Below are 24584 nucleotides of genomic sequence, written 5' to 3'. Positions count from 1 at the left end.
ATGAAAAAAATTAAATTTATTGTTTTGACAATTCTAGCTGCTCAGTTGGTAGTCTCTTGTAGTGTAGACGACGATCAACAACAGTTAGAAGCAGACCTAGCTAATACACCTTTTGTGGTTGGCTTTAATAACAGTTCGGCAGCTCCTGCTTTTTTAACAGATGGACAGGTGAACTTGTATAGTGAGAATATTGTTTTATTTGGTGGAGAAGAATTTGCTAGCACACCTAGTATAACGGTCAACTTCGAAGTGGATCAAAGTTCTACAGCTGTTGCTGGGACAGATTATGATTTTGTAAGTGGATCGCAATCTGTTACCATTGAAGAAGACAGAGACTTTGCAAAATTGGATATCAATTTTTACTCTGATGTTATAGATGTAGATAATCCAAAGACACTTGTTTTAAATATAACTTCTGCCAGTAATGGTGAAGTTGCAGCTTCCTTTAGAACATTGACAATTACTATTAATGGGATTTGTTTTTCAGATATTGGAGGTATGTATAGTATGACTACAACATATGGATACCATGATTTCTTACCAAATTTTAATCCTAACACAATAGAAATCGAAATTGAGGCTTTAGGTGACGGACTTTATAGAGTATTTGATATGTCTGGTGGATTATACAGCAATGGTCCTTACAGCACAGCTTACGGAACTGGCCCAACTAGCTTTGATGTAGAATTCACAGAAAATTGTGGTGAGATATCTTGGGTAAATCAAAATGACCCTTGGGGATTAGTCATTCCTCTGGATGGAGGCGTTAATGCCGTAGATCCTGATACTGGAGTAATAACCATCTCATGGTTTTGCGAAGGTTATGGCGAAAATGGAGTTTCAGTTTACACACCACTTTAATACTAGAAAAACATGAAAAATATACATAAAAAAATAAGTTATTCTTTAGTTTTCGTTTTCCTGTTAGGTCTTGTTACCTTTTCATGTGAAGATGACGATTCTATTCCAAGAAGAGGGAAACCTGAGTTAACAGTAATGAGTAATTCGGTTACAGTAACTGAAGGCGAAACGGCTGTGTTCAATATTGATGTTGAATTCGCAGTTTCAGAAAAAATAGACATTAGAGTCGATATTCTAGACGACGAAGGTAATCCAGTTGTAACAGCAAATCCTACAGATGGTGATGCAACAACAGGTAATGGCTTTTATGACAGAATACAATTTGAAGACGTTGAAGTACCTTACCCAACTTGGTTTGAGTCTGGCTGGTTCGAGTATGGATATCTTGGTGGTACAGGATATGTAGCATCCTTCCCTCCTTTTACTGAATCAATTGAATTAAATATTGAAACGATTCAAGATTTTCTTCCTGAGAATACAAAAACAGTTAATCTAAGATTGACGTCTACATCTCTAATGGCTGCAACTATATCTGAAGATATTAGTGTGACCATTAACGATTTCGTAGGAAATGATTTAGTTGCAAGACTAAATTGGGCTGGTGATTACTTAGAAAGTGGTGCTGATGCTTGCGATATTGATAACGGATTAGACTTAGATCTAGAGCTCATTTTTGGAGGTGCTTACATACAAACGAGTTACAATGATTGTCCTGAAGAACTTACTATTTTAGGTTCTGATGCAGATGGCACTTATATTATAGATGCTAGTTTTTGGACAGCTAATGGCAACTCATCTTCAGACAATAGTAATATACCTGCCACTCTTGATTTCATGAAAGCTGGTGTATTTGTAGAGTCTGTTGATCTGTCTGCTCTATTTCCTTTAAATGATGGTGGGCTTCTTGATGGAAATGGAAACGCCATTACATCATTCACTATTGAAAAAACAGGAAACACCTACACAGTCACCGACAGTAATAACACACAAATTGCTTCAGGTAGATTTGCAGATCATAGAATGTCACTTAAAGAAAAGCAAGCGTTAAAAGGAAATAATTGATTGCTTGACATATGAATACTAAAAAGCCACCTAAAATTAGGTGGCTTTTTTTGTTAAATATGAACTATCTTAATTATTTTTGGCATTAATATGTTAGGTTTACAAAAAAAGTTGCACTAATAATTTATTAAAAAATTGCTATGATAAGAAAACTACTCGTCTCTCTTACACTTCTCCTATATTTTAATTCCTCCTCTCAAAACACACTCGGAACAACGTTTATCACAGATGATGTATTTGAAGCCTTTACACTTTTTACAGTAAATACTAAGTCTTATGTGTTGAACAATTGCGGTGAAGTTATAAACGAATGGACAAGCGCTTATTTACCTGGAAATGCCGTGTATTTATTGCCTAACGGCAATTTACTTAGAGCAGGTAGATTAGTAGATGGCTCTAGTGACATATCACTAGGCGGACAAGGAGGAATTGTAGAACTATTCAACTGGGATGGTGATTTACTATGGTCGTATGTTTACAGTTCAAATACATTTAGACAACACCATGACATCTTTCCTATGCCAAATGGAAACGTATTAATTCTTGCTGTAAAAACGATTACTGATACTGAAGCCGTTGATGAAGGACGAAACCCAGCATTATTGACAGACCCACGTCTATATATGGAAGAAATTTTTGAAGTTGAACCCGTAGGTACTAACCAAGGTACTGTGGTTTGGGCGTGGAATATTAAAGATCATTTAATACAAGATTTCGATAGTACAAAAGCTAACTTTGGTACTGTTGCTGATAATCCTGGTAAAATGGATATCAACTTCTTAAATGGTGGTACTGGAGCAGAAAATTGGTTACATTTTAATTCTATACAATACTATGAGAACTTTGACCAAATAGTAATTAGTTCAAGAAACCTTAGTGAAGTGTTAGTTATTGATCACTCGACCACTACTGCTGAAGCTGCTACGAGTTCTGGTGGAAATTCAGGCAAAGGTGGTGATTTTTTATACCGCTGGGGAAATCCACAAGCCTATGGTCAAGGAACAGAAGCTGACCGAATTTTATACGGACAACATTATCCGCACTACATAGCAGACGGTTTGACCGATGCGGGAAAAATCATTTTGTTTAACAATGGTAACGGCCGAGAACCAAACTTCTCAGAGGTATTAATTATAGACCCACCAGTGTCTAATACGGGCGACTATAGTTACACTCCTGGAACAGCTTATGGACCATTAACAGCAGATTACACCTATTCTGACCTGCCAGCAGATCCTATGGAAGATTCAGATTTCTATTCTGCAATCACGAGTAGTGCACAACGCTTACCTAATGGAAATACAATGATTTGTGAAGGACGAACGGGTGAATTCTTTGAAATTGATCCTAGTGACAATATCGTATGGGAATACCAAAATCCGATTAGTAATGCAGATGGAACGTCTTATATTCAAGGTGAAGAGCCTCCAGTAAACGGATTAGTTTTTAGAGCTATAAAATACGCACCTGATTATCCTGCTTTTTTTGGTAGAGATTTAACACCAGGAGCTCCATTAGAACAAAACCCAGACCTTACAGCGTGCTTAAATTTAAGTGTTGATGATTTTGAAATTTCTGAAGTTTCAGTGTATCCTAACCCAACTTCCGATTATATCAATATAACATCAACAAGTGACATTGATAAAATTGAATTGTATTCTGTTTTAGGTAAAAAGGTACATGAAGTAAAACAAACAAATTCTTTAGATTTATCCAACTTTGATTCTGGAGTTTATTTTGTTCAATTATATTCAGGTAATGCCAGCATCAGTAAGAAAATAATAAAGCAATAACTATTAAAGACAATACATTGAAACCATTCTAAAAATAGAATGGTTTTTTTATACCTTTGAGCCATGGAAAAAGAAACTACCATTTTTGGTATACGTGCTGTCATTGAAGCGATAAAGGCTGGTGAGAATATTGATAAGATATTTTTACAAAAAGGCTTACGAGGTGAATTGTTTTCTGAGCTTGAACAGCTTTTAAAGAAAGAACGTTTAAACAGTTCTTATGTGCCAGTTGAAAAACTCAACCGTCTATCAAAAAAGAACCATCAAGGCGTAATTGCTCAAATTGCTCCCATTTCATTTTATGACATTGAAGACCTTGTAATGAATGTTATTGAGTCTGGTAAAACTCCATTATTTTTGTTACTGGATCAACTAAGTGATGTACGAAATTTTGGTGCCATAGTTCGTACAGCAGAGTGTACAGGTGTTTCTGGAATTATCATCCAAAAAAAAGGTGGCGCTCCAGTAAATGGCGATGCCATTAAAACAAGTGCTGGTGCTCTTTTTAAAATGCCTATTTGCAAAGTAGATCATATTAAAGATGCCGTTTTTTATATGCAAGCCAGTGGAATCAAAGTTATTGCAGCTACCGAGAAAACAGACAATACCATCTATGATGTTTCTTTTAAAGAACCTTGTGCTATTATTATGGGTTCAGAAGGAAAAGGTATTAATCCGTCTGTTTTGAAAGTTTCAGATGAAAAAGCAAAACTTCCGCTATTAGGTGAGATCGAATCGTTGAATGTTTCTGTAGCTTGTGGTGCGTTTTTATATGAAGCCGTTAGACAACGTCTCTAATCTTTATTCTCTTTATACGTATAGTTAATAGTTGGACCCTTATCTGTTTCGGAAGGTGGCTCTTCTTCGATCTCAGGCTCTAAGTTTTCAATAAAGTTCCCATGTTCATCAAAGTGTTTTAAAAACGGATCATCGTCTTCATTATAATCTGGTTGTTGCCAAACATAACGTTCAGGCTTTGCTATGGCTTTTCTAAAAATAATAGCAAAAATAAAACCAGTAATGAGACCTCCCAGATGTCCTTCCCATGACATACCATCTTTAACTGGAAATGCATACCAGATCATACTTCCGTAGAGAAAAACAATAATTAAGGATAGAGCTACTAATCTAAAATGCTTGGCAAATATACCTTTAAAGAAAATAAAACTCACTAAAACATAAACCAAGCCACTCGCTCCAATATGATTTGCAGGTCTACCTATAATCCAAGTAAAAAGTCCAGAAAGCAAGATTCCAAAAAACAGCACTTTCCACGAAATTTTCCGATAGAAATAAAATAAGGCAACAGATAGAATAAACAACGGAATACTATTGTGATATAAATGCTCTATATCTGAATGAATGAACGGACTCGTAAAAATTCCTGTGAGGCCTTCCAGCTCTAATGGATATACACCTAAACGTTTTATAGATGGAAAAAAGCGTACTTGTAACCAAAACACAATCCAAATAGAAAGCACAAAAAATATAGGATAGGCAATTACTCCTGTTGAATACTTGAAATGTTGTTGATTATTGCTCATCTATGGTCTAATTTAAAACTTTAATAGCAAATTGCTATCCATTTATTAAAACTATGAAATATTGTCACATTCGTTTTTTGTAATTTTACAGTATGAATGAACCTCTTGCAGAACGATTACGGCCACAAAAGCTCGACGATTATTTAAGTCAGTCGCATTTGGTTGGCAAAACTGGCGTTTTGACCCAACAATTAAATCAAGGTGTAATTGCCTCAATGATTTTTTGGGGACCACCAGGCACTGGAAAAACGACATTAGCAAATATTATTGCTAATGAATCTAAACGTCCTTTCTATACACTAAGTGCCATAAATTCTGGTGTTAAAGATATCAGAGAGGTTATAGATAAAGCAAAACAAAGTGGAGGTTTATTTACAACTAAAAATCCTATTTTATTTATTGATGAAATTCATCGATTTAGTAAATCTCAGCAAGATTCGTTATTACAAGCTGTTGAAAAAGGATGGGTAACGCTTATTGGTGCTACGACTGAAAACCCCAGTTTTGAAGTGATTCCTGCTCTCCTATCGCGTTGCCAAGTTTATATTTTAAACTCCTTTGAAAAAAGTGACCTTGAAGCCTTGTTACATCGTGCAATTAAAGAGGATCAATTATTATCTAATCGTAAAATAAAGCTCAAAGAAACCGAAGCTTTAATTAGACTATCTGGAGGTGATGCGAGAAAACTTTTAAACATCTTTGAACTTATTGTCACCTCATTTGATGAAAATGAGACTATTGTTATTACCAATGACATTGTTTCTAAACGTGTACAGAGCAATACGGTTCGTTATGATAAAACCGGAGATCAGCATTACGATATTATTTCGGCATTTATAAAATCTATACGAGGTAGCGACCCTAATGCTGCTGTATATTGGTTGGCGCGAATGATAGAAGGTGGTGAAGATGTAAAATTCATAGCGCGTCGTTTATTAATTCTAGCCAGTGAAGACATAGGGAATGCTAATCCTACAGCTTTAGTTATTGCTAATAATGCATTTCAGGCTGTATCTGTTATTGGCTATCCAGAATCTCGAATTATACTAAGTCAGTGTACTACTTATCTTGCCACTTCTCCAAAAAGCAATGCGTCATACGAAGCCATTGGCAAAGCACAACAATTGGTTAAAGAAACGGGAGACTTATCTGTACCGCTATCTATAAGAAATGCGCCTACAAAATTAATGAAAGAATTAGGCTATGGAGACAATTACCAATATGCTCATAAGTATGAGAACAACTTTGCAGCACATGAATTTTTGCCTGAAGACATAAAGAATACCACACTTTACAACCCAGGAAATAATGCACGAGAAAATGCGCAACGCGAATTTTTAAAATTGAGATGGAAAGATAAGTACGGCTATTAGAACTTAAGGTTTATTTTCTTGACCTGTAGACCTTCTCCGCTATTTTCGGCATAGATCCAAGCTCCGTTACTTCTGTATACTACCGCATCTTTTCCTTGAACGATATACATATCAGGCGATCCAGAATATAATAATATCATCACCTTTTTTGGTTCGGTATCTACGATTTGAAATCCGTTATCAATTGGTTGAGCATATAGTATTTCCTTTTTATTAGCAGCACTAGGTGTTACTATTGCTTGCTCTTCTACCGTTTCTACTTCAGGTTCAACAGTATCTTTCACAACCTCTTTCACTTCTTCTTTTTTACGAACATCAACCGCTTCTTCAGGTACTTTCTCGGTTTCCTTAACTTCAACAACAGGTTGATTTGTCATACTAGTTTCTTTTCCTGCATTACCATTGTACTTATAATCGAAGTTTTGATATGTCGCAAATGCATCTCTTAATGCTCTATTATATGCCTTTTTGTATTCTTTGATTTTTGTTCGTCCAATAACCGAAGATGCAATTACATTATTTTTACAATCAACTAAATCAATTTGAACTTTGGTGACTAGAAACCCACCTTTTACATCTTTTAAAACAGCTTTAAGTCCTAAACAATTATTAGCACCAAGGTCACTGGGAAATTCATCATTTTGCAAATACGCTTCATATCCATATTTATTAAATAAGAATTTAGTTAATGAATTTAGTTGGTATTGATCTTCAGATTTCTGAAAATCATACTGATTGTCAATAATGATATATTTATAATTATTTATCGCTTCTTGAGCGTTACTATTAAATTGAAATAAAAAGCTAAAAGCAATTAGAAAAAGTAATCTATTCATTTGAATCAAAAATTAGGTTAATTCCGAATTGTAAAGATACACTTTGTGCTCTAGAAATATTTTGCAATTCGGATAAATTATTTCCCATAAGATACATATTAAAGCTTCCAATATGCATGGAGGCACCTAAACCTATATTATGATAAGAAAAATCATCAACAGTGTAGGTGAATTTTAATCGTAAAAAATCGAATAATCGCCTGTAATAAAATGCTGTAACAGCAAACTGAGGTTGTCTTGGTCTAAATATTGAAAACAATTGTAGACCAATACCATTTTGATAGGGTTTACGACCAGCATAGCAATCACAGTCTTCATCATTCTTTTTTCCAAAATTATAACGATACGACGCATTAAATTTTGTAGAACGCCAGCTTACATACTTATTTTTGAGTGTGTCAATTTGAATACTTTCTTCAAATTCGTCTTCTAAGTTTTGCCAATAAGGCGTTGTACCATCCTCATCCAACAAAGGTGGGAATACAAGCTCTAAGCCTTCAGTTGTATAACTACCATTAAGATGATAGGTTTCTACATCTTTACTATGAAAAACCGCACCAACATCTAATAAACTACCAGTAATGACATGCTGTTCTTTAGGCTGATAAGTAAATCCCACATCAAAACCCAAACCCAAATTACCACCAAAAAGCACACGTTTTCTAAGTGTTTTAATATCTTCACTAAAATCTGAATTATCATCTCCTAAAAGCGAGGCGAGACCAGAAGTTTGCACCTTCCCATCTAGTGATTGAAATACGTGTTCGTAAATATTATCACCTGTTGTACTTTCTCGAGTTGTAAAGGTTCCCGAATTATTTCTACTGTTTACATTAGCAATACTAGAATACAATTTAGCTCTAGCACCAATAGTAAGTTTCTTATTGAGTTGTTTATTGATTCCGAAGTGAAGCACAGATATAACCTCTCCTTTAAAGTTTACATCATTTAGTGAAAATGATTGTCCGATATAATCTGCATTACCATCCCAAAGTAAGACAGCTAATTCTTTAGGAAAATAGAATATAACATCAGCTTCTTCATACATTCCATATGAAAAATAAGTGGTCTCATCTTTACGCCAGCCTCCATTAATAATCTCTAACTGTTGATTAAACGTAAAATAATCGCGATTTGATAATGAAAAAATAGCATTTCTAATTTTTGTGTTGATATCGATGCCATCATTTTTAAAAATATCATAGGCTGAAACACCCGAACTACCAACGTTAAGATGAAACTGTGATAATAGCGGAATTCCAAAATGTTTGTCAAACGCTACTAGAGCACCTGGATTTTGATGTAATGTTTGCGGCAGGTCATTAAAATCATATAAGAGCTCTTTATTTTGGCTCATACCAAAAACAGAGATCAATACTGCTATGTATGTGATTTTTAGACGCATTCATTTATAATTCGAAATAAAAGGTGGCTTTAGATTCTAATTTTAGTTGTCCTAAAACAGATATGTCTATTGGGTTTGTGTTTGGTGGTAATGTAATGCGATAAATTAATTTTGTCGCCTCTTCGAATGTACTTAACTCTGGTTCTTCAATTAAAAAGTTTGACTCAACAAAAATAGGAGTATCGGGAAGACCTGGTAGCACTTCTACTTGAGCCAAATAGCGTTGTTCATCATTGTCGTTAACAAAAATAAAGTCGACATTAAAGTTTCTGTCTAAACTATTTGTGAATTGAAAGGTTAAGTTTGTTTTTACTAATTGATCAACAAAAAAATCGGAATTAATATATTCCAGTCGTGTTGTATCTGTTAAAACGAGTACCTCCTGCTGTGTATTTTCATCAATAAAATTAGTAGCTTCTAAATTTGAAAAAATTAAACTTGCTTCGAAAACTGGTGTAGGCAAAATATTTTCAGCCTGATCAAAATCGACATCATTCACACATGATGAACTAAAGAGAACACCAACGGTTATGATAAATAATACGACTAATCTTGATCGTTTCATAGAGGCTTAGGCTTAGTACTAAAACGACAATATCATCAAATAAGTATATCATAAATACTTTTTTAGATCCTCAAGTCGTTTTACCTGTTTAATATGATCTTCAGCATTATAGTCATGATAATTAAATAAAATTACATCCAAACCAACATCTAAGGCTCCTAAAATATCTGCTTCATAGTTATCACCAATCATTAAGCTTTCGTTAGGTTTGGCTTCGGCGAGATCTAGCGCATGATTAAAAATGATGGGATTTGGCTTTTTAACACCTGCTCTTTCCGAATTGGTTATGGTCTTAAAATACTGAGATATATTAGCATTATCCATTTTTCGCTGCTGTGCTTCCTCAAATCCGTTCGTGATGATATGCAAATGATAATCGTCTTGTAAGTGCTCTAAAATATCTACAGTACCATCAAAGAGATGATTAAATGTGGTGAGATAGGTAATGTAGTCCTCAGATAGTTGATTAATGATCTGATCTGAAACATCGTAACGAACAGCATCAAATGCATCTTTTAAGCGTCTATATCTCAAACTTGGTTTATCTATTTTTTCTTCTCTATATAGTTTCCAATAATTAAGATTTATAGGTTCATATCGATCTAAGAAATCTTTGGTATCTAGGTCAAGCTTATGTATCTCAAAAATTTTCTCGAATGTCAGTGCAGAATTCTTATCAAAGTCCCAAAGTGTATGATCTAAATCAAAAAATATATGTCTTATTCCCTTAATTTTCATGTCTAGATTTTAATATTTGAGTAAATAATTTTCTAAAGCCTTTCCATCTTATATCACTTCCGAAACAATAATTATGAAATACAGGAGTAAATGTACCGTTCACTTGTTTTACAACATCTATCAATCGCTGCAATTCTTGAGCTTTATCTAATTGTGATTGATGCTTTAATAGTGCATGATCTAAGCAGTGAAATGAATTGATAAGCAATGGTGTTGGCATTTCATAATCGAGATCATAAAATAGAAATGGTGTACATGTTCCCGCTCTAAACCCTAAATGGTTAAGGTAACCCATGGTGAAATCATTCTTAATTTCTAATTCAATAAGGTTACGATATGATGTTGGTAAATTAATCTTAGAAAACGAGTTTCTTGCGGCTTCCAATTCATAATTTGTGACAAATTCCATTTTCTTCTTTTCCTTTTTCAAAATTGAAATATCATCTAAAGAAAAATAAGAGGCCTTCAATCCTACTTTACAATAATCTGCTATAGATTTAATGAGTGACACAAATTTCTTTTTATTGATACTGATATTTTTGTCATAGGTTGAATAATCACCAATTAAGAAAAACACCATAAACTTAAAATCGTACTGTTTTTGTTTATTTATAATCCATTTGAAGGTATCGTATGGGTCGCGTTTAAAACCAAACAGCACCATAAAGCGCTGATAAAACCGTCTTAATTTGAACCGATATAAATCGTTTAGTGCACCTCCAACTGTTCGCATCAAGCCTTTTTGTTTGAAGTAATAGGCCATTGGTACATCTATAACTGGTTGAATAGTGTATGTTTTCTTCGGAAATGTAAAACCATCAAATTTTTGCTCAAGCAAAGCTTTTAATTTGTGAGCCCAAATATCCACTACAGGCTGTTGCAAAAAATCATGTTTATACGCTAGGCTTTCGGTCGCTGTGAATCGTCCATAATCATCTTTTACATGCGGTAAATATTCTTCATAACGGCTCAATAGATAAAAGGAAGCTGCAAAAATATCAAATGGTAGCGCACTTTTTTCTCCTGTAGCAAAAAAGCATTTGGTGTCGTCCCAATCTTGAACATTAATATCAATATCTGATAAACCTTGTTCAAATAACAACTCATGGTTTCTTATAAAAATCTCATGACTCAATGGTTGCCGCGTATAGGACATTTTTAAACTATCATGAGCAATAAACTCTTCTATGGTTGTAGTAAATGACACAGGAATCCCCAAAACTCTCGTGCATAAGTGTTTGAACGCATATCGAAGTCGAGGTGTTATTTTATGTGTATAAACGAGTAGCAAAAATTTATCTAGTTTTTACAAAAGGGTTTCATCTGCGAAACTAAAATATGCTTTTTCTGTGATAATGAGATGATCTAGAACTTTTATATCTAAACTTTGTGCTGCATTTTTTAATTTTTGGGTTAATTTTTTATCAGCTTCGCTTGGTTTTAAACTTCCCGACGGATGATTATGAACCAGTAACAAAGCTACTGCTCCAACTTCTAAAGCCGTCTTAAGAACGAGGCGTACATCTACTAAAGTTCCAGTAATTCCTCCTTTACTTAGTTGCTGTTTTTGGATGATCTTATTAGAGTTATTAAGATAGATAATCCAAAATTCTTCATGAGGCAACTCACCTACAATAGGCTGCATAAGTTCAAAGACAGAAGCACTAGAATTGATCTTCTTTTTTTCAATAGCTACGGTTCCTCTCCTACGACGAGCCAACTCTAACGCAGCAATGATTGAAATAGCTTTGGCCTCACCAATACCTTTAAAGGCCATTAATTGCTTTAAATTCAGTTTTCCGAGTGTATTTAAATTATAATTTGCACTGGATAATATGCGTTTACTAAGGCTAACAGCACTCTCATCTTTATTTCCAGAGCCAATTAAAATGGCTAGTAATTCGGCATCACTCAATACAGACTTCCCTTTGTCACGAAGTTTTTCTCTTGGCTGATCATCTTGAGACCAATTTTTTATTGAAAATGAAGTCGTTTTTTTAGTCATCTTATAAAGATATATTGTAACTTTCTAGATGTAAATATAATGCATTATATAGAAAAAATACTACATCTTATGAAATCTATATTCACAACAGAAGCCCACACTGAAATCTTGAACAGAATTGAACAACTAGATGGCCAATCGCAAGCAAAATGGGGAAAAATGAATGCTGGACAAATGGCTTGGCATTGTCAAGGCCCTTTAAATATTATCCTTGAAAAAAATGATTATGGAATGAAACCCAGTTGGTTCGCTAAATTGTTTTTTAAAAAATCTTTATACAATGATAAACCATGGCGTAAAGGTTTGCCAACCGCAAAATTCTTAAAAACTAAAGAAGATAAAGACTTTAATGCTGAAAAAGCAACACTTGTAGAGCTTATAAATGAACTACATAATCAGCGTGATAAATCAGAATGGAATCCTCATCCTGCATTTGGGCATTTCACAGCCGACCAATGGGGACAAATGCAATACAAACACTTAGACCATCATTTAAAACAGTTTGGTGTATAAACTAAAAGAGTAAACAATTGAACTACCCTCCAAAACATCATCAGGATAACAATAAAGATCATATGATCGAGGTTATAAAAACCTATCCTCTAGCCGCTGTGATTTCTGTTGAAAATAATCAACCATTAATTACACACTTGCCGTTAATATTTGAAAACGGAAAACTTATTGGACATATTGATATTTATAATCCTCAAGCCAATTTATTAAAAGCGGGTAATGCTGTGACCTTATTGTTTTCTGGACCAGAATGTTACATCTCACCAAGTGTCTATGGAACTACGCAATTACCAACTTGGAATTACATAAAAGTGCATCTCAAAGGAACTGTGGAAGCTATAGAGAGTAAAGCTTCTTTAAAACAGTCGTTGATTACGATGACTGAGTTTTTAGAGGCTCCAGATCATAAATATATTCTAGAACCTGATAACCCTAGATTAGATCGCAACCTTGATTATATTAAAATGTTTGAAATTACCATAACCGAATGGGAAGGAAAGTTTAAACTCTCACAGGATAAAAAACCAAGTGATACAAAATTTGCTCGCGAAGAATTGATACGAGCAAATCAAGAAAGTATCAAACAGTTTTTAGATACCGTTTTTTAATGAAAACTATATTCCTAATTCATATCTTCACAACAATTTTCATGACTGGTCTATGTTGGTTTGTACAAATTGTTCATTATCCTCTTTTCAGAGCAATTGATAGCGATGTGTTTCCTAAGTATGAAAGAAAAAATGCAATTACTGGTGTAATTACAGTCCCAGTTATGACGATTGAACTCATTACTGGACTTATTCTGATATATAGTTATCCAGAAAATCTATATATACTTAATATAGTATTACTTGCTATGATTTGGTTAAGTACTATGATTTTTCAGGTTCCAATTCATTTAAAACTAATGAATGAAGGGTCATCGAAATTGATAACTAAAGTTATTAGAACGAATTGGATTAGAACATTGAGCTGGACAGCTAGATCTGTAATTTTAATCTATTTGCTTTGGACACTCATAGTTTTCTGATAACAAAATGACATATGCATACATCTTTTAGAAAAACCGAAAACAATGTTACGGTTTCAAATTAGAGACTAAGATCTTTGTAAATGACTCGTAAAAACAGTATCCTTTTCATTATAATTATTGCACAATTTTGCTGTACCTCACTGTGGTTTGCTAGTAATGGTGTTATGAATGATCTAGTTAACACATTTGGTCTTAGTAACTCAGCTATTGGCCATTTAACATCAGTCATCCAATTTGGTTTTATAGTTGGTACATTAGTATTTGCTGTTCTTACGATAGCAGATCGCTTTCCGCCTTCAAAAGTATTTTTCGTTTGCGCTTTACTTGGAGCTTTGTTTAATAGCATTATCATTTGGGATGATCACAACTTGTATAGCCTCCTTTCGCTTCGATTTTTGACGGGTTTCTTCTTAGCAGGTATATATCCTGTTGGAATGAAAATCGCAACAGATTATTTTGAAAAGGGATTAGGGATTTCATTAGGTTTTCTAGTTGGAGCCTTAGTACTTGGCACTGCTTTTCCTCATCTTCTAAAAGGTCTTCTAGAACCTCATATGTGGAAGTCTGTGATACTATTCACTTCAATTATTGCCATTTTAGGCGGATTACTTGTATTTCTATCTGTACCCAATGGTCCATACAGAGTGGCAGCTAAACATCTAGACGTATCTGCGTTTTCCAAAGTTTTTAAAAACACTAAATTTCGAGCAGCTGCATTTGGTTATTTTGGACATATGTGGGAATTATATACCTTTTGGGCATTTGTTCCCGTTTTACTAAAAACGTATAATGACCTGTATCCTCATATCAATTTAAATATTCCACTATTGTCATTTATAGTTATAGGAATTGGAGGTTTAGGATGTGTCATAGGAGGTTACCTTTCTCAAAGGTATGGAACCAAAAAAATTGCATTTTTAGCATTGTTGTTATCTTGTATATGCTGTATCATTTGTCCGTTTATATTTACTATTAATTCTGAAATCGTCTTTGTTGGTTTTCTTATCTTTTGGGGAATAGTGGTAATTACCGACTCCCCTTTATTCTCAACACTTGTGGCACAGAATGCTTCAGCAGAGATTAAAGGTACCGCATTGACAATTGTTAACTGTATTGGTTTTTCTATAACCGTTGTTAGCATTCTACTATTTAATGTACTAATCGAATCTACAAATTCGTTATTTATATATATGGTTTTAGCTATTGGTCCACTCTTTGGCTTGTTGGCTTTGAGTAATCAAAAAAAATAGCGACCTTCGTCCCATCTTAAATAAAAATTGAACAAAATGAAAAAGATTTTATTACTAGTAGTATTGATGTGCAGTATCAACTATTCGTGTCTTCCAGATGATAGTGATTCTGGAGCAGATCCAGATGGACCAGTAATTTCAAACATTAGGTTTGAAGTCACAACAACAAGAAATACAGCAGCGATAATAACGACCACTATTAATAACGACACGCAAACTGATGAAGTTGAAAATTTACCATTTAGTCTAACATATGCGCAAGTTGAAATAGAAAGTGGTACTTATTTTCAATTGACTTTCCTCGAAAATGGCGTTTACAATGTAACTCCTGAAGGGTCGAGTTGGACAGATTATACTGCGGTTTTAAATATTTATATCGATGAAGTTCTTGTTAGAACTGATATATTTAATGTTAATGAAGATAATGCCTCAACTATTAGAGAGATTGATCTTACTGTTAACTAGATGCAATTAAAAACAAACAAAAAAGCCTCCAAAATGGAGGCTTTTTTTATTTATTTTTATGCGATAAGCTCTTTAACCTCATCAAAATCTAGTCCGCCATAATTACCAGAACTCATCAATAACAATGCTTTATTCTCAAAAGCTTGAGAAAAGAGGTAGGATTTAAAATCGTCTGGATTGGTATAAATAATCAAATCATCACGTTCAAAAGCGTTAGCTATTTGTTCATGAGTGACTTCATCTAACTTTTTGATCTCAACAGCATGCGGTGAGTAAAATACAACTGCTACATCTGCAGCATCCAAAGCGCCTTTATATTCTTTTAAAAATTCAGCATTTAAACTACTGTAAGTATGTAATTCTAAACAAGCGACAAGTGTTCTATCTGTATATTGTTCTTTAACCGCTTTAGTTGTAGCTTCGACTTTACTTGGTGAATGCGCAAAATCTTTATAGGCAACACTTTTAGAACTTTCGGCAATTTTCTCTAAGCGTTTACTAGCACCTTTAAATGTAGCGATAGCTTCATAAAAATCATCTTCATCAATTCCCATATGTTGACAAATCCATTTAGCTCCAGCGAGATTATTGAGATTGTGTTTTCCAAAGACTTCTATTGGTAAATCTCCTTCAGGAGTTGCGAGTAATGTTTGTCCGTTTTCAACACGATACTCTGGTGTGTTGTAAGCTAATTTCCGTATTGTGTTTTCACTAGCTTCTACCACACGCTTTACCTCAGCATCTTCTTCATTATAATTGATGCTTCCGCCTTGAATAATACTATCGATAAAAATAGAGAATTGCTCAACATAATTTTCATATGTAGGAAATACATTAATATGATCCCAGGCAATTCCGCTCAGTAATGCAATATTAGGTTGGTACAAGTGGAATTTAGGTCGTCTATCTATTGGAGAACTTAAATATTCATCACCTTCAAGCACAATAAAATCGTTGCCTTCGGTAAGTTTTACCATCACATCAAACCCTTCTAATTGCGCTCCAACCATATAATCCACATCTCTATCATGATAATGCATCACATGTAAAATCATTGAAGTAATAGTCGTTTTACCATGACTTCCTCCAATAACGACTCGTGTTTTGTGTTTAGACTGCTCGTATAAAAATTCTGGGTAACTATATATTTTTAAATTGAGCTCTTGGGCTTTTAAAAGTTCAGGGTTGTCTGCCTTGGCATGCATACCTAAAACAATAGCGTCTAAGTTTGAGGAAATTTTTTCAGGGAACCATCCAAATTGATCTGGCAATAACCCTTTAGCTTCCAATCGTGATTTTGAAGGTTCGAAAATAGTATCATCACTTCCTGTGACTTGATAACCTTTATTGTGTAAAGCTAATGCAAGATTGTGCATGGCACTACCACCAATAGCAATAAAATGTACGTTCATAAAATTTAAAAAAGTAAAGATAGTATTTATTCGTGTAAAAATATTCAGGTATTTCTACGCTAATCAGAGATTTTTCAACATCGTAATATTGACCTATTATTAACCCAAATCAAATTTATTATGCAAATTTCATTCACAATGAACGATTCAGAACCTAATTCAATTCTTTTAGTTAAAGCCACTAGTGCCGACGGCATTGTAACCAACTACAACGCTAAACCAATTTTAACCAATACATTTCACAGTTTTGAAGCTGGTGGAAGTGCACCTTGGGAAGTTGAGTTAAGCGGGTACTATGTTGGACCAAAACTAAAAGTAGCTAACAATTCTGATCTTATTGCAGCCTATAACGATATGGCTTTTGTTTGCTCAAGAGCTTAAGTTGTAACTTTAACAGGACTATAGCTTTTTAGCTGTAGTCTTGTTTATAGTTTTTGAATTTTAGACTTCTCAGTTTTGAAAACTTTGATCTTTGGCAAGCTGGTAATAGCTTTATCGATCCATTTTAGAGCCTCTTTCTTGTTTTTTTTATTCTTATGTATTTGAGCTAATCTGTAATAAGCCCAAGCTTTAGGAACACCATCCTTAGCCGAATAATTATCAATATAAGTTAACAAGCATTTCTCACCTTTTTCTAGTTGAATATTGTATTCTGCACACACTTTTCCTATTTGATAATGCATTGCATTACGCTGATGTTTTTTTCCTGAAGCTTCCAAATTAGAAATCGCCTTTTCAGGTTGTTTTTCTTTTTCATAAAGCTTAGTGAGTTTATCATAACATGTTAATGAACCACCTTCATTTATAGCCATTTTATAATACTTTTCAGCTTGCTCTGGTTCGTCGTCATACTCATATATATAACCTTTGGCCAAATAACCATCTACTTTAGAAAGTACTTGAAGCTCGTTAGCATACTTAAACGATTTACTTTTACTTCCACCAATAATTCCTGGAAGTTGCATGTAGAGTTCTACTAATGCCCATCGTGTATCGATGTGAGTTGGATCTAATTCGGCAGCTTTTAAAAAAGCGCCTTTAACATCACCAATAATACCTAGAGCTTTTAACTTACTAACACTAAGGGCTTTCATTCCTAATGCTCCACCATACTTATAATGAAAATTTGCGTTTTTTGGTTCTAATCTGGTTAGTTTCTTGTATCGTGTTGCAGCTTTATCCCACTTTTTTTGGTGACCCAAGGCATCACCTAAAAGCTCTAACCCTTCTTTGTCGTTTTGATTTGTCTTAACATATTCTGAAAGGAGCTGTTCGGCTTTCACAAATTTTTTATCATCAAGCAGTGTTCTTGCCTCTTTTAAAGCAGAGGGTTGCGCTATACTTAAACACGGAACTAATAGAAAAATATATATGTATTTCATAGGACTACTTACGCAAAACTCGTACCATTAGTTTTCAAAATTATAAATGGTATTGTTTTTGATTTTCAAATTGTAAATATAATGCGTTTACGGCTAAAATTCATAACTTCACTCATCCAAACGAGGTAATACCTAATTTGTTGTTTTACAGTAAGTTTTTAAACTTTAGTTTGTACCAAAATAAAATAAACAAATGAAACCATTTATAAGTCTATTAATGATACTTTGCTTTGCCAATTTCTCAAATGCTCAAACACCAGAAGATTATTCCAAACTTTGGAAAGAAGTTAATACTCTCGAAAATGAAGGTTTGCCACAATCGGCATTGGAGATTGTTAAATCTATTGAAGAAAAAGCTAAAGCAACCAATAACACACCTCAAGAGATTAAGGCTTTACTTTTCCGAAGTAAATATACATTAACCCTCGAAGAAGATGCACAGTTGAGCATTGTCAATGAGTTTAAAACACTTATTGATAAAAGTGAATCACCGAGTAAAAATGTGCTTCAAAACATTTTGGCAACCTTATACTGGCAATATTTCAATCAAAATAGATGGACGTTTTATGACCGAACCAAAACCAGTGAAAAAGTAGATGACGTCGATTTTAGAACTTGGGACCTACAGACGCTTTTTAATGAAATTCATTTAAATTATGAGCAATCGTTACAAAACGGACTCATACTTCAGCAAACCAATTTAAAAGATTTTGAAGCAATTATAACCAACGAGAAGGACTCGAGAATTTATAGACCAACTCTATATGATGTGTTAAGTCATAACGCATTAGACTTTTACAAAACTGATGAGAACAATATCACGAAACCGGCTTATAAGTTTGAAATTGATAATCCAAAATTTTTAGGAGATGCTTACACGTTTAAATCTCTAAAGTTAGAATCCAAAGACTCAAGCTCACTACAATTACATGCGCTTAAGATTTATCAAAACCTAATCAAGTTTCATTCGAAAGACGCGACTCCAAATGCCATGGTCGATGTAGATATTGCGCGTTTGAACTACATATACCAGAATGCAACTATTGACAATAAAGAAGAATTAATTTTAGAAACATTTTTGAAAGAAAGCAAACGCTGGCACTCAAGCAAAATGGAGTTTGCCGCATTGTACGATTTTGAAATTGCTAAACAATATTCGCGACAAGGTTCTCAATACCAAGCTAAAACGGATGAAAACCATAGATGGAAACTAAAAGAAGCTATGGATCTTTGCGACAGTGCGATTAAAAATTACCCAAAGAGTAAAGGTGCTGAAAAATGTCGAACACTTAAAACTCAAATTTTAACGCAATCACTACAGATTATTACCGAAAACAATGTACCTATAAACTCAGATTTTCGTGCATTAATAAATTACAAAAATCTCGATGAGATTGAATTTAGTATTGCTAAGGCCGATAATTATCAAATAAGCACACTTAGGGCATACAGAGGTAATGAACAAGAGGAACTTAAACTACTGAACAAGTTAAAACCATTAAAAAACTGGACTTCAACACTAAAAGATGAGCATGATTACCAACCTCATCGCACAGAAATTGCTATTCCTAAACTGAATAATGGTCGATACGTTATTTTTGCTAAAGTAAAAAACGACAGTAATACTTATGCTTTTAAGGTGTTTCAAGTCACAAATCTTGCCTACCTACAAAAGGAAAGCGAACAAGATGTAATCTATCAAATAGTCAACAGATCAAATGGACAGCCTGTTTCTAATGCTAATGTTAAGTTTTCTTTTATAAAAAATTATCAAGGGAACTATAAACGTGAATCTTATACAACGGATGACAATGGAGAGTTTTTGATTAAAAAAGGGAAGTTTAATCGTAACCAAATCAAAATTGAAGTTAGTAAAAATAAGGACACGGCACATTTTGAATATCTAAATATCTACAGATATAATAATTATAGAAATAACAGAAACAGTAAAACACGACATACAGGTTTTCTGTTTTCAGATAGAAGTATTTACAGACCTGGTCAAACCTTATATTTTAAAGGCATTATAATTTCAAACAAAAATGACAAATCTGAAATCGTCACCAATAAAAAGGTAACCGCAACACTTTATAACACGAACAATGAAGCAGTTTCAAATTTAGACTTAGAAACCAATGACTATGGCTCTGTCTCAGGTGAGTTTATGATTCCAAATTCTGGGCTAACTGGAAATTATTATTTAAAAGTAACTGGTAGTCACGATTTAAACATTTACCACTCTGTTTCGGTAGAAGAGTATAAACGTCCGAAGTTTGAAGCAACATTCAAACCAGTTTCTGAAACTTATAAAGTTAATGATACCATTACTGTAAATGGAAATGCTTTGGCCTATGCTGGTAGTAATATTACAGATGCAAAAGTTGTGTATCGCGTTCATAGGCAAGTACAATACCCATCATGGTATTATTGGTACAGACCTTATTTTAATAGTGAACCTCAAGAGATCACTCATGGAGAAACTATAACTGACGCTTCGGGACATTTTGAAATAAAATTTAAAGCCATTCCTGATGAAAGTGTTGATACATCGTCTTTACCAATATTTAGATATGAGGTCATCGCTGATGTTACAGATCTAAATGGTGAAACCCGAAGTACAACAACGATTGTAAATGTTGGTTATCATGCATTAACAGCTTCAATAAAAGTTGACAATCGATTAGACAAAACAAAGAAAGATCACAAAATCAGCATTGATACACGAAATCTAAACGGTGAATTTGTACCAGCGACTGGTATGATCAAGATCTATAAATTAATTGCACCTCAGCAAGTATTAAGAGAGCGACCTTGGGAGGCTCCAGATTACCAAGTATTCACTGAAGTGGCATTTAAAGATTTATTCCCTTATGATGCTTACAATAATGAAGATGATAGTAAAAATTGGGAAAAAGGCGAACTCGTGTTTTCTAAAGCATTCGACACCAACATATCTAAAGCGGTTGATCTTGGAAGAATCAAACGATGGGAATCGGGTAAGTACCATATTATTCTAGAAAGTAAAGACCGATTTAATCAAAACGTAAAGGATGAAACACAGGTCACCTTATATAGTGATGATGACAAAACCTTAGCCGATAATGAGCTATTTAGTATCACGTCTAACAAACCAAGTTACAAAACTTATGAAACTGTAGAAGTGACCTTAGGTTCAGCAGCGAAACAATTGTTTGTTACGGTTGAAGTTGAAAAAGACGAAAAAATATTAACCAAGCAAATTGTAAGTTTAAGCAACAATAAGGCATCCATTTCAATTCCAATTTCTGAAAATGACTTAGGTGGTTTTGTGATTCATTATAGTTATGTCTACCAAAATAGTGTTAAAACTGGACGACTTAATATCTTGGTTCCATATCCTAAAACCGATTTGGAAATTGAAACTATGACCTTTAGAGATAAGCTACAACCAGGCACTGATGAAACTTGGCGTTTTAAAATCAAAGGACCTAAAGGCGAACAAGTTACTGCAGAGTTACTCGCAAGCATGTATGATGCATCGTTAGACCAATTTTTGCCACACAATTGGAGCTTTAATCCTACACAGCAACCATCATATTACTCACGCTTAAGAGTAAATGCTGGTGGAAGTTTTTCAGCTAATGGATTTACCATAAGACAGTTAAGAAATAACTATAGCAGCTATCCTATACAACAATACGATCGTTTAAACTTTTTTGGTTTGAGTTTTGGACGTGGAAACTATTTAAGAAGAGACAAAAATTACTTAGCAGGAGCACTTGTCTTAGAAGATAGAGAAGTTGTAGCAGAAGCTAACATTTTATATGACAGTATAGCGGGTAATGCCGATGACTTAGATTTAGCCTTTGCTCAAGGTGACCTTTCCAATGAAAAAAAAGAAAGTGGTAAAGATAAAGGTGAATGGGCTCCAAAAAATGGTGAAGCTGAACAAGAAAAAGAACAAGATTTTGGCGATGTGAAAATTCGCAAAAATCTTCAAGAGACGGCCTTTTTCTTTCCACATTTAGAAACCGATAAAGAAGGAAATGTCAGTTTTAGTTTTTCCACACCAGAAGCCTTAACCAAATGGAAACTGCAGCTATTAGCGCATACCAAATCACTAGAAAGCGCTACGTCTACGCTAGAAACTGTCACCCAAAAAGAATTGATGGTTATTCCAAACGCACCTCGTTTTTTACGTGAAGGTGATCAAATTAGAATAAGCACTAAAATTGCAAACCTAACAGATAAAGAATTAAAAGGTATTGCGGTTTTACAATTGTTTGATGCACTCACTGGCGAGTCTATAGATCAAAAATTATCAAACGCATATAATGAACTTGGTTTTACCGTTTCGGCAAAAGGAAATACAAATGTCTCATGGAATCTCGACATTCCATACGATGTTAGTGCTGTTCAATATAAAGTCATAGCTAAAGCGGATGATTTTAGCGATGGTGAACAAAATGCATTACCAGTATTGAGTAACCGAATGCTAGTTACAGAAACATTGCCTATGTGGATTAAGAGCAATGAAACAAAAACATTTACTTTAGATAAACTAAAGACAACGACCTCAACAACACTTAAGAATCACAAACTTACTTTTGAGATGACTTCTAATCCAGCATGGTATGCTGTACAAGCCTTACCATACTTAATGGAGTATCCGTATGACTGTAATGAGCAAACCTTTAGTCGTTATTATGCTAATGCATTGGCGAGTCATATTGCGAACAGTAATCCAAGAATTCAAGAGGTTTTCAATCAGTGGAGAAATACAGATGCCTTATTGAGTAATCTTGAGAAGAACCAAGAACTGAAATCTATTCTCATTCAAGAAACACCATGGCTACGTGATGCGCAAAGTGAAGCCGAGCAAAAAAAGCGTATAGCTTTATTATTCGATTTAAACAAAATGAATAATGAATTACAATCTGCGCGACGTAAACTTAAAAATGGTCAAATGAGTAATGGTGCTTGGCCTTGGTTTAATGGAGGACGACCAAGTCGTTACATCACACAACACATCATCACAGGTTTTGGACATCTTAACAAATTAGGTGTCGCTACTAATACAGAATCAAAAATGATCACTAGTGCTATTGCCTACTTAGATGCCGAATTCGTACAGGAATATAAAAACCTTAAAAAATACAATCCAGATATTGATCTGTCGAAAGATCATTTAAGTTATACACAATTACATTACTTGTATATGCGTAGTTTTTATCCAGAATATAAAGTATCCAATGAAGTACAATCTATTATTGATTACTACCAGTCACAAATACAAAAGTATTGGCTAAGTCGTTCGCTATATGCTAAAGGCTTAATGGCTTTAGTAGTTGATCGAATGGATGATAAAGCAACTTCAGGAAAAATCTTAAAATCGCTTGGTGAAACTAGTATTACTTCGGAAGAATTAGGAATGTACTGGAAAGCAAATACGAGCTCATGGCATTGGTATCAGGCACCTATAGAAACACAATCATTGATGATCGAGGTGTTTTCTGAAATTGAAAATGATATAGCTACCGTAGATAATTTAAAAATCTGGCTATTAAAGAATAAGCAAACCAATCGTTGGCAAACCACAAAAGCGACGACCGATGCTATCTATGCTTTATTACTTCAAGGTAGTGATTGGCTTAGTGTTACTGAAATGGTAGATGTGGTTATTGGCGGAAAAGCAATAGAGCCTTCAACATTAGAAGATGTGAAAGTTGAAGCCGGAACTGGCTATTACAAAACCTCATGGTCTTCATCAGATATTACATCAAACATGGGAACAGTCAAACTTACTAAGAAAGGAAATGGTATCGCTTGGGGAGGATTGTACTGGCAATATTTTGAAGATCTAGATAAGATTACTTCTGCCGAAACGCCTCTAAAATTAAAGAAAAAACTATTTAAAAAGACCAATACTGATATAGGTGAAGAAATTACCGAAATTACGCCTGACACCGACTTAAAAGTTGGTGATTTGGTGAGAGTTCGCATTGAATTACGCAGTGATCGTGCTATGGAATTTGTTCATATGAAAGATATGCGTGCTGCAGGATTTGAGCCAGTAAATGTATTATCACAATACAAATATCAAGACGGATTAGGGTATTATGAAAGCACAAAAGATGCGTCAACAAATTTCTTTTTTGATTCTTTACCGAAAGGGATTTACGTTTTTGAGTATGATCTAAGAGTTAATAATGCAGGACATATGAGCAATGGTATTACGACCATTCAAAGTATGTACGCTCCTGAGTTTAGCAGTCATAGTGAAGGTGTTAGGGTTAGTGTGGACAGCGAATAGTTGTTAGGTATTCTAAAAAGTATCGACCAAATTCACTATATTGATATACTAACAA

General features: G+C 34.2%; 21 protein-coding genes. 12 read left to right on the top strand and 9 right to left on the bottom strand.

The window, feature by feature from the left end; translation table 11 throughout:
* From KWG70_RS14870 to rlmB, 4 genes are all read left to right on the top strand, one after another.
* Positions 1-861 (top strand): hypothetical protein, encoded by an 861-nt coding sequence (locus tag KWG70_RS14870; protein WP_230936840.1) that lies wholly within the window; start codon positions 1-3, stop codon positions 859-861.
* A 12-nt stretch (positions 862-873) separates the two neighbouring features.
* On the top strand, positions 874-1923 hold the full coding sequence (locus KWG70_RS14865) for a hypothetical protein (protein WP_230936839.1): 1050 nt from the start codon (positions 874-876) through the stop codon (positions 1921-1923).
* Between the two features lie 140 nt (positions 1924-2063).
* Positions 2064-3716 (top strand): aryl-sulfate sulfotransferase, encoded by a 1653-nt coding sequence (locus KWG70_RS14860; RefSeq protein ID WP_230936838.1) that lies wholly within the window; start codon positions 2064-2066, stop codon positions 3714-3716.
* A gap of 63 nt (positions 3717-3779) precedes the next feature.
* On the top strand, positions 3780-4514 hold the full coding sequence (rlmB, locus tag KWG70_RS14855; protein WP_230936837.1) for a 23S rRNA (guanosine(2251)-2'-O)-methyltransferase RlmB: 735 nt from the start codon (positions 3780-3782) through the stop codon (positions 4512-4514).
* On the opposite strand, the gene KWG70_RS14850 is transcribed toward rlmB, so the two are convergent.
* Positions 4511-5260 carry a rhomboid family intramembrane serine protease gene (locus KWG70_RS14850; RefSeq protein ID WP_230936836.1) on the bottom strand — a complete coding sequence of 250 codons (750 nt, stop codon included), beginning with the start codon at positions 5258-5260 and terminating at the stop codon, positions 4511-4513. The genes rlmB and KWG70_RS14850 overlap by 4 nt on opposite strands.
* Positions 5261-5352: 92 nt before the next feature.
* Between KWG70_RS14850 and KWG70_RS14845 the strand changes: the two genes are divergently transcribed.
* Positions 5353-6633 carry a replication-associated recombination protein A gene (locus KWG70_RS14845; RefSeq protein ID WP_230936835.1) on the top strand — a complete coding sequence of 427 codons (1281 nt, stop codon included), beginning with the start codon at positions 5353-5355 and terminating at the stop codon, positions 6631-6633.
* Here the strand turns inward: KWG70_RS14845 and KWG70_RS14840 are convergent.
* The 6 genes from KWG70_RS14840 to radC are packed head-to-tail and all read right to left on the bottom strand — an operon-like array spanning position 6630 to position 12182.
* Positions 6630-7469, bottom strand: coding sequence for a hypothetical protein (locus KWG70_RS14840; RefSeq protein WP_230936834.1), 840 nt, complete (start codon positions 7467-7469; stop codon positions 6630-6632). The two genes, KWG70_RS14845 and KWG70_RS14840, sit on opposite strands and share 4 nt — an antisense overlap.
* Positions 7462-8874 carry a DUF5723 family protein gene (locus KWG70_RS14835; RefSeq protein ID WP_230936833.1) on the bottom strand — a complete coding sequence of 471 codons (1413 nt, stop codon included), beginning with the start codon at positions 8872-8874 and terminating at the stop codon, positions 7462-7464. Before KWG70_RS14835 ends, KWG70_RS14840 begins: the two co-directional genes overlap by 8 nt.
* A 4-nt stretch (positions 8875-8878) precedes the next feature.
* The gene (locus KWG70_RS14830) at positions 8879-9439 is read right to left on the bottom strand and encodes a hypothetical protein (RefSeq protein ID WP_230936832.1); all 561 of its coding nucleotides are present in this window, start codon (positions 9437-9439) and stop codon (positions 8879-8881) included.
* A 48-nt stretch (positions 9440-9487) separates the two neighbouring features.
* Complete coding sequence (locus tag KWG70_RS14825; protein ID WP_230936831.1) at positions 9488-10177, bottom strand: YjjG family noncanonical pyrimidine nucleotidase; 690 nt, start codon at positions 10175-10177, stop codon at positions 9488-9490.
* Entirely contained in the window at positions 10167-11468 is a 1302-nt protein-coding gene (locus KWG70_RS14820) for a polysaccharide deacetylase family protein (protein WP_230936830.1), read from the bottom strand. Before KWG70_RS14820 ends, KWG70_RS14825 begins: the two co-directional genes overlap by 11 nt.
* 15 nt (positions 11469-11483) lie before the next feature.
* Complete coding sequence (gene radC / locus KWG70_RS14815) at positions 11484-12182, bottom strand: RadC family protein (protein WP_230936829.1); 699 nt, start codon at positions 12180-12182, stop codon at positions 11484-11486.
* 69 nt (positions 12183-12251) lie between these two features.
* On the opposite strand from radC, the gene KWG70_RS14810 reads away from it, so the two are divergent.
* From KWG70_RS14810 to KWG70_RS14790, 5 genes are all read left to right on the top strand, one after another.
* The gene (locus KWG70_RS14810; protein ID WP_230936828.1) at positions 12252-12695 is read left to right on the top strand and encodes a DUF1569 domain-containing protein; all 444 of its coding nucleotides are present in this window, start codon (positions 12252-12254) and stop codon (positions 12693-12695) included.
* Between the two features lie 17 nt (positions 12696-12712).
* Positions 12713-13303 carry an FMN-binding negative transcriptional regulator gene (locus tag KWG70_RS14805; RefSeq protein WP_230936827.1) on the top strand — a complete coding sequence of 197 codons (591 nt, stop codon included), beginning with the start codon at positions 12713-12715 and terminating at the stop codon, positions 13301-13303.
* A complete protein-coding gene (locus KWG70_RS14800) occupies positions 13303-13725 on the top strand; it encodes a hypothetical protein (RefSeq protein WP_230936826.1) in 423 nt (140 codons plus the stop codon). Before KWG70_RS14805 ends, KWG70_RS14800 begins: the two co-directional genes overlap by 1 nt.
* A gap of 83 nt (positions 13726-13808) precedes the next feature.
* Positions 13809-14978: an MFS transporter gene (locus tag KWG70_RS14795; protein ID WP_230936825.1), complete on the top strand. Its 1170-nt coding sequence runs from the start codon at positions 13809-13811 to the stop codon at positions 14976-14978.
* A gap of 36 nt (positions 14979-15014) precedes the next feature.
* Entirely contained in the window at positions 15015-15443 is a 429-nt protein-coding gene (locus KWG70_RS14790) for a hypothetical protein (protein WP_230936824.1), read from the top strand.
* 56 nt (positions 15444-15499) lie between these two features.
* Here KWG70_RS14790 and KWG70_RS14785 read toward each other — a convergent pair whose 3' ends face one another.
* The gene (locus KWG70_RS14785; protein ID WP_230936823.1) at positions 15500-16855 is read right to left on the bottom strand and encodes a UDP-N-acetylmuramate--L-alanine ligase; all 1356 of its coding nucleotides are present in this window, start codon (positions 16853-16855) and stop codon (positions 15500-15502) included.
* A gap of 138 nt (positions 16856-16993) precedes the next feature.
* Between KWG70_RS14785 and KWG70_RS14780 the strand changes: the two genes are divergently transcribed.
* Positions 16994-17236 carry a hypothetical protein gene (locus KWG70_RS14780; protein WP_230936822.1) on the top strand — a complete coding sequence of 81 codons (243 nt, stop codon included), beginning with the start codon at positions 16994-16996 and terminating at the stop codon, positions 17234-17236.
* Positions 17237-17280: 44 nt separating this feature from the next.
* Here the strand turns inward: KWG70_RS14780 and KWG70_RS14775 are convergent, their stop codons facing one another.
* Positions 17281-18237: a tetratricopeptide repeat protein gene (locus tag KWG70_RS14775; RefSeq protein ID WP_230936821.1), complete on the bottom strand. Its 957-nt coding sequence runs from the start codon at positions 18235-18237 to the stop codon at positions 17281-17283.
* Positions 18238-18430: 193 nt separating this feature from the next.
* Between KWG70_RS14775 and KWG70_RS14770 the strand changes: the two genes are divergently transcribed.
* On the top strand, positions 18431-24529 hold the full coding sequence (locus KWG70_RS14770; RefSeq protein ID WP_230936820.1) for an alpha-2-macroglobulin family protein: 6099 nt from the start codon (positions 18431-18433) through the stop codon (positions 24527-24529).
* Positions 24530-24584: the final 55 nt, after the last annotated feature.

Source organism: Psychroserpens luteolus (assembly GCF_021032705.1).
GTDB lineage: Bacteria > Bacteroidota > Bacteroidia > Flavobacteriales > Flavobacteriaceae > Psychroserpens > Psychroserpens luteolus.
Note: the sequence above shows the minus strand (reverse complement) of the source record. Positions and strands in the feature narration are given on the sequence as shown.